The organism is Paraburkholderia sp. BCC1884 (assembly GCF_900996225.1).
Lineage (GTDB): Bacteria > Pseudomonadota > Gammaproteobacteria > Burkholderiales > Burkholderiaceae > Paraburkholderia.
In genome coordinates, this window is sequence record NZ_CAAJGL010000090.1 from 685,658 (window position 1) to 700,539 (window position 14,882).

At 62.9% G+C, this 14,882-nt stretch carries 13 protein-coding genes and 1 pseudogene; 6 read left to right on the top strand and 8 right to left on the bottom strand.

Annotated features, from left to right (window positions below; genetic code table 11):
* Positions 1-5 precede the first annotated feature (5 nt).
* Both ptsP and nagE read left to right on the top strand, forming a co-directional pair.
* Positions 6-2,597 (top strand): phosphoenolpyruvate--protein phosphotransferase, encoded by a 2,592-nt coding sequence (gene ptsP, locus FQ705_RS21980; RefSeq protein WP_144144185.1) that lies wholly within the window; start codon positions 6-8, stop codon positions 2,595-2,597.
* Between the two features lie 97 nt (positions 2,598-2,694).
* Complete coding sequence (gene nagE / locus FQ705_RS21985; RefSeq protein WP_144144187.1) at positions 2,695-4,482, top strand: N-acetylglucosamine-specific PTS transporter subunit IIBC; 1,788 nt, start codon at positions 2,695-2,697, stop codon at positions 4,480-4,482.
* Positions 4,483-4,634: 152 nt separating this feature from the next.
* On the opposite strand, the gene cydX is transcribed toward nagE, so the two are convergent.
* The 5 genes from cydX to rpoH all read right to left on the bottom strand — a co-directional run bounded on the left by cydX (position 4,635) and on the right by rpoH (position 9,073).
* On the bottom strand, positions 4,635-4,754 hold the full coding sequence (cydX, locus tag FQ705_RS21990; protein ID WP_144144189.1) for a cytochrome bd-I oxidase subunit CydX: 120 nt from the start codon (positions 4,752-4,754) through the stop codon (positions 4,635-4,637).
* A gap of 28 nt (positions 4,755-4,782) precedes the next feature.
* A complete protein-coding gene (cydB, locus tag FQ705_RS21995) occupies positions 4,783-5,919 on the bottom strand; it encodes a cytochrome d ubiquinol oxidase subunit II (RefSeq protein ID WP_144144191.1) in 1,137 nt (378 codons plus the stop codon).
* A gap of 34 nt (positions 5,920-5,953) precedes the next feature.
* Complete coding sequence (locus FQ705_RS22000) at positions 5,954-7,549, bottom strand: cytochrome ubiquinol oxidase subunit I (protein WP_144144193.1); 1,596 nt, start codon at positions 7,547-7,549, stop codon at positions 5,954-5,956.
* A complete protein-coding gene (gene cydP / locus FQ705_RS22005; RefSeq protein WP_144144195.1) occupies positions 7,539-7,799 on the bottom strand; it encodes a cytochrome oxidase putative small subunit CydP in 261 nt (86 codons plus the stop codon). The genes FQ705_RS22000 and cydP overlap by 11 nt, the downstream gene beginning before the upstream one ends.
* A 338-nt stretch (positions 7,800-8,137) precedes the next feature.
* The gene (gene rpoH / locus FQ705_RS22010; RefSeq protein WP_144144197.1) at positions 8,138-9,073 is read right to left on the bottom strand and encodes an RNA polymerase sigma factor RpoH; all 936 of its coding nucleotides are present in this window, start codon (positions 9,071-9,073) and stop codon (positions 8,138-8,140) included.
* Positions 9,074-9,435: 362 nt separating this feature from the next.
* Here rpoH and FQ705_RS22015 point away from each other — a divergent pair, with 362 nt between their 5' ends.
* Both FQ705_RS22015 and FQ705_RS22020 read left to right on the top strand, forming a co-directional pair.
* Positions 9,436-9,999: an acyloxyacyl hydrolase gene (locus FQ705_RS22015; protein ID WP_144144198.1), complete on the top strand. Its 564-nt coding sequence runs from the start codon at positions 9,436-9,438 to the stop codon at positions 9,997-9,999.
* A gap of 43 nt (positions 10,000-10,042) precedes the next feature.
* Positions 10,043-10,426, top strand: coding sequence for a nuclear transport factor 2 family protein (locus tag FQ705_RS22020; protein ID WP_144144200.1), 384 nt, complete (start codon positions 10,043-10,045; stop codon positions 10,424-10,426).
* Between the two features lie 292 nt (positions 10,427-10,718).
* On the opposite strand, the pseudogene FQ705_RS22025 reads toward FQ705_RS22020, so the two are convergent.
* A pseudogene (locus FQ705_RS22025) lies at positions 10,719-10,978 on the bottom strand (hypothetical protein); the annotation flags it as partial.
* Positions 10,979-10,993: 15 nt separating this feature from the next.
* Positions 10,994-11,965 (bottom strand): DNA-binding protein YbiB, encoded by a 972-nt coding sequence (ybiB, locus tag FQ705_RS22030; protein WP_144144202.1) that lies wholly within the window; start codon positions 11,963-11,965, stop codon positions 10,994-10,996.
* A gap of 228 nt (positions 11,966-12,193) precedes the next feature.
* Between ybiB and FQ705_RS22035 the strand changes: the two genes are divergently transcribed.
* Positions 12,194-12,892, top strand: coding sequence for a fumarylacetoacetate hydrolase family protein (locus FQ705_RS22035; RefSeq protein ID WP_144144204.1), 699 nt, complete (start codon positions 12,194-12,196; stop codon positions 12,890-12,892).
* A 25-nt stretch (positions 12,893-12,917) separates the two neighbouring features.
* Entirely contained in the window at positions 12,918-13,562 is a 645-nt protein-coding gene (maiA, locus tag FQ705_RS22040) for a maleylacetoacetate isomerase (RefSeq protein ID WP_144144206.1), read from the top strand.
* Positions 13,563-13,657: 95 nt separating this feature from the next.
* On the opposite strand, the gene ftsY is transcribed toward maiA, so the two are convergent.
* Positions 13,658-14,836, bottom strand: coding sequence for a signal recognition particle-docking protein FtsY (ftsY, locus tag FQ705_RS22045; protein ID WP_144144208.1), 1,179 nt, complete (start codon positions 14,834-14,836; stop codon positions 13,658-13,660).
* Positions 14,837-14,882: the final 46 nt, after the last annotated feature.

The window sequence follows — 14,882 nt, forward strand, 5'->3', positions numbered from 1 at the left end:
ATCAGATGCGACGTGTCGAGGAGTCCCGCTTGATGAGCCCCACTGAAGGCCATATTGTTTTGCTCGCGCCCATGACCGGTCCGGTCGTCCCGCTCGCGAACGTGCCCGACCCTGTGTTTTCGGGCGGTATGTTCGGCGACGGCATCGGCGTCGATCCGCTCGAAGGCCGACTCGTCGCGCCATGTGACGGCACCGTGATGCACCTCGCGCGCACCGGTCACGCCGTCACGCTGACGACCGCCGAAGGCGCGGAAATTCTGCTGCACATCGGCATCGACACAGTCGAGCTGAACGGCAAGGGCTTCGCGCCGATGATCGAGCAAGGCGCCAAAGTGCGCGCCGGCGACGTGCTGATCGAGTTCGATCAGGATCAGGTCGCATTGAATGCGCCGAGCCTGGTATCGGTGATCGCGATTGCCAATTCGGATGCGTTCGAGATCGTCGAGCGTGTGCAGGGCGGCATGCTGAAGGCTGGCGAAACGCCGCTGCTGGTGCTGCGTGCGCGCGACGGTGCGGCGGCCGAGGCATCGCGTCAGGCGAGCGCGACGAACATCACGGAAGAAGCGCGTCAGCAGGTCATGCTGATCCACGCGGGCGGCTTGCACGCACGTCCTGCAGCACGGGCTCGTGAAGCGGCGCGTGGTTTCGATGCACGCGTCGAAGTGCGTTATGAAGGCCGCAAGGCGGCGATTGAAAGCGTGGTTGGTTTGCTTGCGCTGGGCGCGGGCGAAGGCGCGACCGTCGAGTTGCTCGGCGTCGGTTCGCAGGCCAAGGCCGCGGTCGAAGCGATTGCCCATGAACTGACGCGCGAAGCGCACGGCGAAGCAGAAGAGAAACCGGCGCGTCAAAGCTCGCCGGCGCCGCAAGCGACGGTGCGTCCTGCAGGCGAAACGCTTGCGCCGAATACGCTCGCGGGTGTGTGCGCTGCGCCGGGCGTCGCGGTCGGCAAGCTGGTGCGCTGGGACGACGCGGATATCGATCCACCTGAAAAGGCAAGCGGCACGTCTGCCGCGGAAAGCCGTCTGCTCGACAAGGCGATTGCGACCGTCGACGGCGATCTCGGTACCACGGTGCGCGACGCATCGCAGCGCGGTGCGGTTGGTGAAGCGGGGATTTTCGCGGTGCATCGCGTGTTGCTCGAAGATCCGTCGCTGCTCGACGCCGCGCGCGATCTGATTAGCCTGGGCAAAAGCGCTGGCTTTGCCTGGCGCGAAGCGATCCGCGCGCAAATCGCGATCCTCATGAACATCGAAGACGCGCTGCTCGCGGAGCGTGCCGCCGATCTGCGCGACATCGAAAAGCGCGTGTTGCGCGCGCTCGGTTACACGAACGCCACGGCGCGTGTGCTGCCTGACGAAGCCGTGCTCGCAGCGGACGAATTCACGCCCTCCGATCTGTCGACGCTGGATCGTTCGCGCGTCACCGCGCTGGTGATGGCGCGTGGCGGTGCGACCTCGCACGCGGCGATTCTCGCGCGTCAAGCGGGCATTCCTTCGCTGGTGGCCGTCGGCGACGCGTTGCACGCGATTCCCGAAGGCACGCAGGTGGTGGTGAATGCCACCACCGGTCGCCTTGAATTCGCGCCGACCGAACTCGATGTGGAGCGCGCACGCATGGAGCGCGGCCGCCTCGCCGAAGTGCGCGAAGCGAATCGCCGTACGTCGCAGCAAGCTGCGGTGACGTCCGATGGCCGCGCGGTCGAAGTGGCCGCGAACATCGCCACGCTCGACGACGCGAAAACCGCTGTCGAAAACGGCGCCGATGCGGTCGGCCTGTTGCGCACCGAACTGCTCTTCATTCACCGCGCTGCGGCGCCCACCACGGACGAGCATCGGCAGAGTTACCAGTCGATCGTCGACGCCCTGGAAGGCCGCACCGCGATCATCCGCACGCTGGATGTCGGCGCGGACAAGGAAGTCGATTATCTGACGCTGCCGCCGGAACCGAACCCGGCGCTCGGCCTGCGCGGCATTCGCCTCGCCCAGGTGCGCCCTGACCTGCTCGACGATCAGTTGCGCGGCCTGCTCGCGGTTCAACCGCTCGGCGCCGTGCGCATCCTGCTGCCGATGGTCACCGACGTCGGCGAGTTGATCCGCATCCGCAAACGCATCGACGAATTTGCACGCGCGTCCGGCCGGACCGAGCCGATCGAAGTCGGCGTAATGGTCGAAGTTCCGTCGGCGGCTTTGCTGGCCGATCAACTGGCGCAACACGCGGATTTCCTCTCGATCGGCACCAACGATCTGACGCAATACACGCTCGCGATGGACCGCTGCCAGGCCGACCTCGCCGCGCAGGCCGACGGCTTGCATCCGGCGGTGCTGCGTCTGATCGCGGCCACCGTGCAGGGTGCCGGCAAGCATGGCAAATGGGTCGGCGTATGCGGTGCGCTCGCGGGCGATCCGCTGGCGATGCCGTTGCTCATCGGCCTCGGCGTGACCGAGTTGTCGGTGGATCCGGTCTCGGTGCCGGGCATCAAGGCGCGGGTGCGCAACCTCGATTATCAGCTGTGCCGTCAACGTGCCCAGGATGCCCTGGCGCTCGAATCGGCGCAGGCGGTAAGAGCAGTAAGCCGCGAAACCTGGCCTTTGGACTGACCTCGAGCGGTCCGCAACCAGCTTCGCTGGAACACAACTTAGAGCTACAAAACTCAACGACGACAGTCGACCCACGAGACAAGGATTGGAGGTATCAATGGATGGGAATCCCTTTCTGAAGATTCAGCGCCTGGGACGCGCGCTGATGCTGCCGATCGCGGTGCTGCCGGTTGCCGGCCTGCTGCTGCGACTTGGCCAGCCCGATGTGTTCAACATCAAGATGATCGCCGACGCCGGCGGCGCGATCTTCGACAACCTGCCGCTGCTGTTCGCGATCGGCGTGGCGGTCGGTTTCGCGAAGGACAACAACGGCGTGGCGGGTCTTGCCGGCGCGATCGGCTATCTGGTCGAAATCGCCGTAATGAAGGACATCAACGACAAGCTCAACATGGGCGTGTTGTCCGGGATCATCGCGGGTGTCGTCGCGGGTCTCCTGTACAACAAGTACAAGGACATCAAGCTGCCTGACTACCTCGCGTTCTTCGGAGGGAAACGCTTCGTGCCGATTGTCACGGGGGTGGTCTGTCTCGTACTCGGCATAGCATTCGGGTACGTGTGGCAACCGGTGCAAGCCGTGATCGATTCGGCCGGTCATTGGCTGACCACGGCGGGCGCGCTTGGTGCGTTCGTGTTCGGCGTGCTGAACCGCTTGCTGCTCGTCACGGGTCTGCATCACATTCTCAATTCGTTGACGTGGTTCGTGTTCGGCACCTTCACGCCGCCGGGCGGCGTCGCCGTGACGGGCGACCTGCATCGCTTCTTCGCGGGCGACCCGACGGCCGGAACGTTCATGACGGGCTTCTTCCCGATCATGATGTTCGGCCTGCCGGCTGCGTGTCTGGCGATGTATCACGAAGCACCGAAAGAGCGTCGCGCGATGGTCTTCGGCCTGCTGGTCTCGATGGGTCTCACCTCGTTCCTGACGGGCGTGACCGAGCCGATCGAATTCAGCTTCATGTTCCTCGCGCCGGTGCTGTATGTGATCCACGCGCTGTTGACCGGCTTGTCGCTCGCCATCTGCTCGGCGCTCGGCATTCACCTGGGCTTCACGTTCTCCGCGGGCGCGATCGACTACGTGCTGAACTACGGTTTGTCGACCAAGGGCTGGTGGGCGATTCCGATCGGTATCGTCTACTCGGTGGTGTACTACGGTCTGTTCCGTTTCTTCATCCGCAAATTCAACATGGCGACGCCGGGCCGCGAACCCGCTACCGATGAGCAAGTGGATTCGTCTTCGACCGGCGGCTTCGCTGCGCCGGTTGCGGGTGCGGCGATGCCGCGTGCGCAGCGTTATATCGCTGCGCTTGGCGGTGCGTCGAATCTGACGGTGGTGGATGCTTGTACGACGCGTCTGCGTCTGTCGGTGGTGGACTCGAACAAGGTTTCGGAAAACGAACTGAAGACGATCGGCGCGCGCGGCGTGCTCAAGCGCGGCTCGACCAACGTGCAAGTGATCATCGGACCGGAAGCGGACATCATTGCGGATGAAATGCGTACGGTGATCGCGCAAGGTGGTGGCGATGCGGTGACGACGGCGGCGGCGGCTCCAGTTGCCGCTGCTCCGGCGGCGGCGGTGGCGACGGCCGCTACGGCTGCGGCCGGCGCTCAAGCAGGTCCGCTCGATCCCGATCCGCTGCGCTGGCTCGCCGTGTTCGGCGGCGCGGGCAACGTGGTGTCGCTCGATGCAGTGGCGGCGACGCGTCTGCGCATCGTCGTGCGCGATCCGTCGGCGGTGGATCGTCAGCGTCTCGCGTCGCTCGATACGGCGTGGGTCTCGGCTGAGACGTTCCATATCGTCGTTGGCGATTCCGCTCAACGTTACGCGGCGGTGCTGGCGACGCGTATGTCGCAAAGCGGCGGCGGCGCCACGCCTGCGCTGGCATAAGCGCGAGCTGAGGCAATAGCCATGCGGAGTGGCACGCGCTGCTCCGTAGCTGGCGTTGCTCCGCTGCGTGTCATGCAGCAATAAGAAAAGCGGCACCTTGATTCCTCAAGGTGCCGCTTTCGTTTACCGGCGCAACGCCGGAAAGTGCTGTCCTATTCGCGCGTCTTACGCTTCGAGGCTGCCGCCGGCCGGCTCGATTCCAGCCACATCACGTTGATGATGCCGAACGCCAGAGCCGTACCAATGCCGAGAATCCAGGTGAAATACCACATCGCAAACTCCTGTTAAGCGTGCTGCCGGTCAATACATGGAATGATGGTTTTCTTCGAGCGCGGCGGCGGTCACCTTGCCGCGCATCACGCGATACACCCAGCTCGTGTAGATCAGAATGATCGGCAGAAACACGATTACCGCGAACAGCATGATCTGCAGGGTCAGGCGGCTCGAGGTGGAGTCCCACACGGTGAGGCTGCTGCGGCCGTCGAGCGAGGAGGGCATGATGAACGGGAACATCGAGAAGCCCGCTGTGAGGATCACGCCGATGATCATCAGCGAGGTCGACAGAAACGCGCTCTTCTCGAAGCGCGAGCGTGCCAGCAACAAGGCCAGCACGCCGCCGAGCAGACCGGCCACGGGCGCCACGACCATCCACGGATAGTTGGCGTAATTGGTGAGCCACAAGCCGGGCGCGCCGATCACGGTCTTGGTCAACGGATTGGCGACCGTATCGAGCGGCGCGGCGTCGACGACCTGATAGCCACCGATCATCGTCGCGATCAATGCGCCCGCAATCAGGAACAGCACGACCGCTACGAACGACGTGATTCGCAACGCCAACGACGCGCGCTCGGCGACCACACCGTCCGCCTTCATCTTTACGAACGCGGCGCCGTGCGCGGCCAGCATCGACACGCTCACGAGGCCGCACAGCACCGCGAACGGATTGAGCAGTTCGAAGAAGCTGCCGTGATACGTGACGCGCAGATCGGAGTCGAACGCGAACGGCACGCCTTGCAGCAGATTACCGAACGCGACGCCGAACACCAGCGACGGCACGAAGCCGCCCACGAACAAAGCCCAGTCCCACGCGCTGCGCCAGCGCGGGTCCTCGCGTTTGCTGCGGTAGTCGAAACCGACTGGCCGGAAGAACAGCGCGAACAACACCAGCAGCATTGCGAAGTAGAAGCCGGAGAACGATGCCGCGTACACCAGCGGCCACGCCGCGAACATCGCGCCGCCCGCCGTGATGAACCACACCTGATTGCCTTCCCACGTCGCGCCGACCGTGTTCACGACGATACGCCGCTCGACGTCGGTCTTGCCGATGAACGGCAGCAGAATCGCCGCGCCCATGTCGAAGCCGTCGGTGAGGGCGAAGCCGATCAGCAGCACGCCGATCAACGCCCACCAGATCAGTTTGAGGGTTGCGTAATCCATGATGATATTTCCCTTGGAGCTGAGTATCGGCGAATCACGCGGCCGAGTTGGTCGGCAGCGGCTGATTCAGCGGCTGTTCCTGTTCGTGGTGGTAGCGGCCCGTATGCAGCGATGAAGGTCCCAGCCGCGCGTACTTGAACATCAGCATGATCTCGATGATGAACAACACCGTGTAGAACACCACGAAGCCACCGATACTCAGATACAGGTCGCCCGGCGTCAGACTCGAGACGGACAGGTTGGTCGGCAGAATACCGGCGATGGTCCACGGTTGACGACCCACTTCGGCCACGATCCAGCCGAACTCGGCGGCGAGCCACGGCAAGGGAATCGCCCACACCGCCCAGCGCAGGAACCAGCGGCGTTTTTCCAGCAGCAGCGTGCGCTGGGCGCAGAACCAGAATGCCAGCACGAAGGTGGCGAGGAACAGGATGCCGAGGCCGACCATCAAGCGGAACGAGAAGAACACGGGGGCGACCGGCGGAATCGTCTTCTTGGCCGCCTGAACGATCTGATCCGGCGTGGCATCGGTGACGTTGGCCGTGAACTGCTTGAGCATCAGGCCGTAGCCGAGGTCTTTCTTGTGCGCGTCGAAAGCGGCTTTGGCTTCGTCGGTGACGTCGCCCTGCTTGAGCTTTTGCAGCGCGGCATAGGCCAGCATGCCGTTCTTGATGCGCACTTCGTTCTGCGCCATCAGGTCTTTCAGACCGACCACGGGTTCGTCGATCGATCGCGTGGCGATGAGACCGAGCGCGTACGGAATCCTGATCGCGTAGTCAGTCCGCTCTTCCTTCTGGTTCGGAATGCCGATGATCGTGAAAGGCGCTGGGGCGGGCGCGGTCTCCCATTCGGATTCGATCGCGGCCAGCTTCACTTGCTGAACTTCGCCGGTGCGGTAGCCCGATTCGTCGCCGAGCACGATCACGCACAACGTCGACGCGAGTCCAAAGCCGGCGGCAATCGCGAACGAGCGCAGCGCGAATTCCGTGTCGCGCCGCTTGAGCAGATACCACGACGACACCCCCAGCACGAACATCGACGCGGTCACGTAACCGGCCGACACGGTATGCACGAACTTCACCTGTGCGACGGGGTTGAACAGCACGGAGAAGATGCTGTCGAGTTCCATCCGCATGGTCTGGTAGTTGAAGGTCGCGCCGACCGGGTTGTTCATCCAGCCGTTGGCCACCAGAATCCACAGCGCCGACAGATTCGAGCCGAGCGCGACGAGGAACGTGACCATCACGTGCTGAACTTTCGAGAGCCGGTTCCAGCCGAAGAAGAACAGGCCGACGAAGGTCGATTCGAGGAAGAACGCCATCAGGCCTTCAACCGCGAGCGGCACGCCGAAAATGTCGCCGACGTAATGCGAGTAGTACGACCAGTTGGTGCCGAACTGGAATTCCAGCGTGAGGCCCGTGGTCACGCCCATTGCAAAATTGATACCGAACAGCTTGCCCCAGAACTGGGTCATGTCCTTGTAGATCTGCTTGCCGGTCATGACATAGACCGACTCCATGATGACCAGCAACCACGACAGACCGAGCGTGAGCGGCACGAACAGAAAGTGATAAAGCGCCGTGATGGCGAACTGGAGGCGCGACAGTTCTACGACTTCGCTAACGGGCATGTTGATCACCTTGGGACGGATGCGAGGCAGGCACGGATAACAGTGCCTGCGCGACTTGTTCAGGCGGCATCGACATATGCTCTGCCTGCGGATGATTGAAGAAGGTGTACTTGAGCGCCATCAGCAGTACGAACTTGATGGCGAGGACGATGGCGATATCCCGCGCCAGCGTCGGACCGCGCACCCAACCGGCGAGCCGTTTGCGCCAACTCCGGCGGGGGGTGCTGCTGCGATTCAGGGCAATGGTCATGATCGGTCGAAGGCGACTTCACGCCGGTGTATCCGGCTGGAACCAGGCCACGTGAGCGGTCCGGCGAGTGCATCCCGATTCTAGGAGCAGAACCCCGTGCGCATGAGTTCAGCGCTGCGGCATTGGGTCGCTCAATCCGCCCCGTTTAAACAGTATTGCTATCTGGTTTGTGATACGTCAAGAAAACGTATGCCGATTGGGCATGTTCTTGAGTTGGTGTGCGGACGTGAGTACGCCGCCGGATGGGCGAAAAAAAACCCGCCCTCTTGCGAGGGTGGGTTTGTGTGTGAAGCTTGGCGCGCGCCGAACGAACCGGCATGCCGAAGCGGCACTAGGCCTTACGCATATTCGGTCAATGCGCCGCGCATTTTTTTCATCGCGCTTGCTTCGATCTGGCGAATCCGTTCTGCCGACACGCCGAATTCGTCGGCCAGTTCGTGCAGCGTCGAGCCGCCCGAACCGTCGTCTTCCACCTTCAGCCAGCGAGCCTCGATGATGCGGCGGCTGCGGGCGTCGAGTGCGTCCAGCGCGCTCGCGATACCGTCGCTTTGCAGCTTGTCGCGCTGGCGCGAAGCCAGCACGGCAGTCGGTTCGCTGTGCGAGTCCGCCAGGTAGGCGATCGGCGCGTACGACTCTTCACCGTCTTCAACCTGGCCTTCGAGCGCGATATCGCCGCCGGACAAACGCGTCTCCATTTCGGAAACTTCTTCGCGCTTGACGTTCAGCTCTTTGGCGAGACCTTCGATCTCGTCCGGCGTGAAAGCGCCCAGACCTTGCTTGTGGCTGCGCAGGTTGAAAAACAGCTTGCGTTGCGCCTTGGTGGTGGCGACCTTCACCATCCGCCAGTTGCGCAGAATGTATTCGTGGATCTCAGCCTTGATCCAGTGCATGGCGTACGACACGAGACGTACGTTCTGCTCCGGGTCGAAGCGCTTCACGGCCTTCATCAGGCCGATATTGCCTTCCTGGATCAGGTCGGCGTGCGGCAGGCCATAACCGAGATAATTACGCGCGATCGATACGACCAGCCGCAAGTGCGACAGGACCATACGGCGCGCGGACTCGAGATTGTCCTGCTCGCGAAATTCGGTGGCGAACTGGCGTTCTTCCGCCGGCGTCAGCATCGGAATCCGATTAACGGCCTGGATGTAGGCGTCGATATTGCCCAGTTGACCGGGCAGCAGCGAGGAATGCGAGAGCGCCAGTGCACCTGCCGAAGCGGCCTTAGCCGACGACGGGCTCAAAGTACTCGGAAGGGTCATTGCATGGCTCACGTAGGAAACTCCTTTGGAATCAGACAAAAGCGTATTCAGTTAAACGACTCCAGCGTTGGATGTTAGCACTCTGATTTGCCGAGTGCTAATACTTAGAGGCTGTAGGGACATCCAAGTTCCGCAAATTCCTATTGAAATTTGGAATCTAATAGCCATGGTACGCTCTTCTCGAAAGACAAGTGCGGGCCGTAGAAATTTCCTAACAAAGAGCCTTCAGTCTCATAAGTGACCATCCTTTCCACTTTTAGAAGTGACTAATTGCAGAAATTAAGGTTTCTTCAGACGATCCATCAAACCGGGTTTCTATTTAGAATAAGCGGGCTTTTACAAATTGTTCAACGTTCGGCGAGCTCGGGTGTTACATGGACAACAAAAAGAACGCGGTGCGTGGTCTGGCGCTAAAAGCTGCGGCAGCGGCCTTGCTTTTCGGGACATCGGGATTGGCCTCGGCTGACCAGTTCGGCGTACAGGTAACGGGCGGTGTAGGCGATCGCCACGTCAAGAAACTGGATCTCGGCCTGGTCTGGGATCCGAACCTGACCTGGTGGCAGATCGGCGACTGGCATTTCGCGCTGATCGGCGAGGCGCATGCGTCGTGGTGGCACACCAACGAAGGCAACGTGCACGAGAACATCGGCGAATTCGGGGTTACGCCGATCATCCGCTTCATCAAGGGATCGGGGTCACTGCGGCCCTACGCGGAATTGGGCGCCGGTGTGCGGATACTGACGAGTCCGCGCCTTTCTTCGACCTTCACACTGGGCACGGCGTTCCAGTTCGCCGACATGGCGGGGGTCGGCATGCAGATGGGCAGTCATCAGCAGTACGAGGTGGGCTACCGCTTTCAGCATATTTCGAACGGCGGTATCAAAGAGCCCAATCCTGGTATAAATTTCCACCAGCTATATCTGCAATATAACTTCTGACGACCGTGGCCACGTTCGGCTCACCGGTGCGAGGGGCTGAGCGATGGTGGCAAAGATGATCGAAGCGATCCGCGGGCTCGAGCGAGAGCGCTTTCGTGCGATGGTCGATGGCGACGGGCCATCGCTCGATACCCTGCTCGCGGAAAACGTGAGCTATGTCCACACGAATGGCAAGCGCGAGACCAAGCGGCAGTTCATCGACGGCATCATCGCAGGGCGTCGCCGCTATCGGCAGATCGAGGTGCAATCGCAGGACGTCTTGCCGGTAGGGCGCGAGACCTGCGTCGTCACTGGCCGGGCGCTGATCGAGATGGAAGCGAACAACGGCGCCTTGTTGTTCCCGATTGCCTACACGGCGATCCACACGCAGGAAGACGGTCATTGGCGGCTGATTGCCTGGCAGGCGACGCGCTGTGCGATCGAGTGAGCCAGTCTTTTGGGGCGGCCTCACTGTAAGTCAGGCCGGTTGCGCGTCATGCGCGTCCGGCCGCCACGAGCGGGCGGATAAGCGCGCTCGTGCCTGATCCTCAAGCCGCGAGGCCTTCCCGGGCGACGTGCGGCCATTCACCGGCGACCTCTGCATCGGCCTCGGCCGCTCGGTCGCAAGGCGCGGCGCCCGACCGCTGCGCGTTTTTCTCTCCAAAGGCCGAGATTCATCGCCAGCGCGACGAGATCGAGATTGCCGGTGCGCTCGCCGTTGCCGGACAGACAGCCTTCGGCACGAACACCTCGATGGTGACGTCGTTGGGAAGACGGTTTTCCTCGATCAGCTTGCGCACGAAGTCGAAGTCGGTTTGCGAGGCAGACGGAAAGCCGACCTCGATCTCCTTGAAACCCATCGCGACCAGCATCTCGAAAAATTCGAGCGTTTGCGCCGCGCTCATGGCTCGATCAACGCCTGATTGCCGTCACGCAAATCGGTGCTCATCCGGCCCGGCGTCTGTTTGATCGTGCGGCTCGGCCATTTGCGGCCGGTCAGCCGGACGTCGCCCTCTCAAACGGGCATTTTCGCGACGTCCACGATCAGCTCGACTTGCCGCTCGATCGCGCTCGGCACGGGCGCTTCGCCGCGCAGCACGGCGGCGATCCATGCGGCGGTCGTCTCGGCGTCTTTGGCCTCGGGCAGGTCGACTTCAGGCGCATCCGGCGACGAGCGTTCGTGCGGCACGCGCGTTTCGCAGACGCCGTCGTGCAGCCAGTCGACCTGTACCTGACGCCGCGTATCGGCGACCGCTTCGCCTTCAGTGCCACGCGCCAGCAAGGCGCCGCCGGCGGCCGCGTCCGGGTGCGTGTTGAAAAGCTGCGTGAGGCTGTCGCGATACGGCGGATGCGTGTAGTTCACGAGCCGTAATCCCGCCAGCGCGAACGGCTGCAGGATTTTCACGAGCGTGTGCGTCGAGTTGCGCACGCCCATCCGCCGGCGCAAGGCCAGCAGACGCGCGAGTTTCGGTGCGAGCACCTCGATCGACGCGAACGCGAGACGGCGCTCGGCGAGACCGTCTTCGATATCGGCGTGCGACTGCGCATGCGGAATCCGCAGATGCGTGAAAATTTCCGCGCTCGTCACGCGGCCGGGATCTTCGGTCACGCCGTGCACCAGCACCGGCACGCCTTCGCGCGCCAGCAGCATGGCGAGCAGCGGCACCAGATTCGGTTGCTTGCGCGCGCCGTTGTAGCTCGGAATCGAGACCGGCCGGTACGCACCATGCGGCAGATGAATCGGCTCGAACGACGCATGGGCGCCTGCCAGCATCGCGGCGAGTTCGTCGGCGGTTTCACCCTTCACGCGATACGCGAGCAGCACCGCGCCGAGTTCGAGATCGGCCACGCGACCGTCGAGCATGGCGGCGTAGAGCGAGCGGGTATCGTCGGCGGTCAGCGCGCGGGCGCCATTCGGGCCGCGGCCGATTTCCTTGATAAAACGGGCGCAGGGGAAGGGAGCAGCGGTGTCGGCGGAGTCGGTCATCGGGCGCAATGGGGCGTGGTGGCGTGCCGCCGCAAAGCGGTCCGCCACACTATTCAAAGGACACTTTTCAGTGTGAGTATCGCATCTATGGCGCTGCCGCGAGAGACGGTGGCCGCCGCGGCGGTCCCGCCGACGCCAGCCGGACTGACGCGCGCCGTCCTTGGCCGCGCGTTACACTCGACGTTTTATCGCCGCTTGCGGCACGAATATCGAAGAACGGAGAACGGGATGAGTTACGTCTTTGCACCGGCACCGGTGGTCGCGGTGCCAGTTGTGGGTTCCAGCGAGCAGTTCCCGGTGCGCCGCATCTACTGCGTCGGCCGCAACTACGAGGCGCATGCGCGCGAAATGGGCCACGATCCGGATCGCGAACCGCCGTTCTTCTTCGCCAAGCCCGCCGACGCCGTCCTGTACGTCGCGCCCGGCGCCACCGGCGAGTTTCCTTACCCGTCGCTGTCGAAAAACGTCCACTTCGAAATGGAAATGGTGGCGGCGATCGGCAAGGGCGGCAAGAACATCCCCGCCGACAGCGCGCTCGATCACGTCTACGGTTACGCGCTCGGTCTCGACATGACGCGCCGCGATCTGCAGGCCGAAGCGAAGAAGCTGGGCCGGCCGTGGGACACCGCCAAAGGCTTCGACCATTCCGCGCCGCTCGGCCCGATTCATCCGGTGGCAACGGTGGGTCAGATCGCCAAGGGCGCGATCTGGCTCTCGGTGAACGGCGAGGAAAAGCAAAGCTCGGACGTGTCGCAATTGATCTGGTCGGTTGCCGAGACAATCGCCTATCTGTCGACGCTGTTCGAATTGCAACCCGGCGATCTGATTTTCACCGGCACGCCGGAAGGCGTCGGTGCGGTGGTGCCGGGCGATTTGATGAAGGGCGGCGTAGACGGGCTCGGCGAACTGAGCGTGCGGGTCGTCTGACGGGCCGTTGGGGGAGACAGACGAGATGAAGCTCTATAGCTATTTCCGCAGCTCGGCGTCCTATCGCGTGCGCATTGCGCTGAACGTGAAGAACTTGCCGTACGACTACGTGCCCGTGCACCTCGTGCGCGACGGTGGCGAGCAGTTGAAGCCCGAGTATCGCAAAGTGAATCTGGACGGCATCGTGCCGACTTTGGTCGATGGCAGCGAGGTAATGCCGCAATCGTTGGCGATCATCGAGTATCTGGAGGAAACGCATCCCGAGCCGCCGCTGCTGCCTGGCTCACCGGCGGACCGCGCGTATATAAGGTCGCTCGCCTTGCAGGTGGCCTGCGAGATTCATCCGGTCAACAATCTGCGCGTGCTGAAGTATCTGAAGCACACCTTGCGTGTCGACGACGACGCCAAGGACGCGTGGTACCGGCACTGGATCGACTCCGGCTTTGCGACGCTCGAAGCGCATCTGGCGGGCGATCCACGCACCGGTAAGCTGTGTTTCGGCGAGACGCCTACGCTGGCCGACGCCTGTCTGATTCCGCAGGTGTTCAACGCGCAGCGCTTCAAGATCGACACGGCGAAGTTTCCGACGATCCAGCGGATCTACGATCACGCGATGCAACTCGACGTGTTTGCTCGCGCGGCGCCGGGCGTTCAGCCAGACGCCGAGTAACTTGATTCCCGTGTTGACGTTGAACGGTTGAGCGAAAAAAGGGCACTCCATGGAGTGCCCTTTTTTCTTGCATTGCGCGACGAAGCTCGCCGCGTTCAGCCGCCCAGCAATGCGTCCGAAAACTCTTCCGCGCTGAACGGCTGCAAATCCTCGACCTTTTCGCCGACGCCGATGAAGTACACCGGAATCGGGCGCTGCCGCGCGATCGCGGCGAGAATGCCGCCCTTCGCCGTGCCGTCGAGCTTGGTGACGATCAGGCCGGTGAGGCCGAGCGCGTCGTCGAACGCCTTCACTTGCGCGAGGGCGTTCTGGCCGGTGTTGGCGTCGATCACCAACAGCACTTCATGCGGCGCGCCGTCTTGCGCCTTGCCGATCACGCGTTTGACCTTGCGCAGCTCTTCCATCAGGTGCAGTTGGGTCGGCAGACGGCCGGCCGTGTCTGCCATCATCACGTCGATCTTGCGCGCGCGGGCGGCGCCGACTGCGTCGAAGATCACTGCAGCTGGGTCGCCGCTTTCCTGCTGCACGACGGTGACGTTGTTGCGCTGGCCCCAGATGGCCAATTGCTCGCGCGCGGCGGCGCGGAACGTGTCGCCGGCGGCCAGCAGCACGGATTGGTCGAAGCTCTGCAGATGCTTGGCAAGCTTGCCGATGCTGGTGGTCTTGCCTGCACCGTTGACGCCCGCGATCATCATCACGAGCGGCTGCGCGCGACCGAGCATCAGCGACTTTTCGAGCGGCGTGAGGAGGTCGATTAGCAGCGTACGCAATGCCGTTTTGACCTGTTGCGGATCGGTGAGGCGCTCGGCGCGCACTTTTTCACGTAAGGATTCGAGCAGGAATTCTGTGGCTTCGACCCCGGCGTCGGACATTAGCAGCGCGGTTTCGAGCTCTTCGTACAGATCCTCGTCGATCTTCGCGCCAACGAAAATGCCGGTCAGGCTGGAACTCGTTTTCGACAGGCCCGTTTTCAGGCGCGTCAGCCACGAACGCTTCGCGCTCGCGTCCTGGGCCGGAGGCGGCAGGATTTCCACGGTTTCGAGCGCGGGTTGTTCCGGCTCGTAATCGGGTGCGTGCTCGATGGCGGGCGCCGCGGCGGCCGGTGTTTCGACGCTTACCGGCGCAGCAACGGGACGCGGAGCCGACGGCGCGACGGGCGCCAGCGGCGGCTCTTCAGCGCGTTCGGGCGACAGGCCATCCGGCGCGGTTTGCGATTCTTCTGGCGCGTTGTCGGACTCTTTCGAACCCTTGAATCGTTTGAAAAAGCTGAACATGATCTGGCATGGTGAGAGCGCGCGCCGGTGCGCGCAGCCGGTGCAG

Excerpts from the sequence above, each read along its gene's own strand:
- ptsP (WP_144144185.1), top strand. The coding sequence starts at position 6 with ATGCGACGTGTCGAGGAGTCCCGCTTGATGAGCCCCACTGAAGGCCAT.
- nagE (WP_144144187.1), top strand. The coding sequence starts at position 2,695 with ATGGATGGGAATCCCTTTCTGAAGATTCAGCGCCTGGGACGCGCGCTG.
- cydX (WP_144144189.1), bottom strand. The coding sequence starts at position 4,754 with ATGTGGTATTTCACCTGGATTCTCGGCATTGGTACGGCTCTGGCGTTC.
- cydB (WP_144144191.1), bottom strand. The coding sequence starts at position 5,919 with ATGGATTACGCAACCCTCAAACTGATCTGGTGGGCGTTGATCGGCGTG.
- FQ705_RS22000 (WP_144144193.1), bottom strand. The coding sequence starts at position 7,549 with ATGCCCGTTAGCGAAGTCGTAGAACTGTCGCGCCTCCAGTTCGCCATC.
- cydP (WP_144144195.1), bottom strand. The coding sequence starts at position 7,799 with ATGACCATTGCCCTGAATCGCAGCAGCACCCCCCGCCGGAGTTGGCGC.
- FQ705_RS22015 (WP_144144198.1), top strand. The coding sequence starts at position 9,436 with ATGGACAACAAAAAGAACGCGGTGCGTGGTCTGGCGCTAAAAGCTGCG.
- FQ705_RS22020 (WP_144144200.1), top strand. The coding sequence starts at position 10,043 with ATGGTGGCAAAGATGATCGAAGCGATCCGCGGGCTCGAGCGAGAGCGC.
- ybiB (WP_144144202.1), bottom strand. The coding sequence starts at position 11,965 with ATGACCGACTCCGCCGACACCGCTGCTCCCTTCCCCTGCGCCCGTTTT.
- FQ705_RS22035 (WP_144144204.1), top strand. The coding sequence starts at position 12,194 with ATGAGTTACGTCTTTGCACCGGCACCGGTGGTCGCGGTGCCAGTTGTG.
- maiA (WP_144144206.1), top strand. The coding sequence starts at position 12,918 with ATGAAGCTCTATAGCTATTTCCGCAGCTCGGCGTCCTATCGCGTGCGC.
- ftsY (WP_144144208.1), bottom strand. The coding sequence starts at position 14,836 with ATGTTCAGCTTTTTCAAACGATTCAAGGGTTCGAAAGAGTCCGACAAC.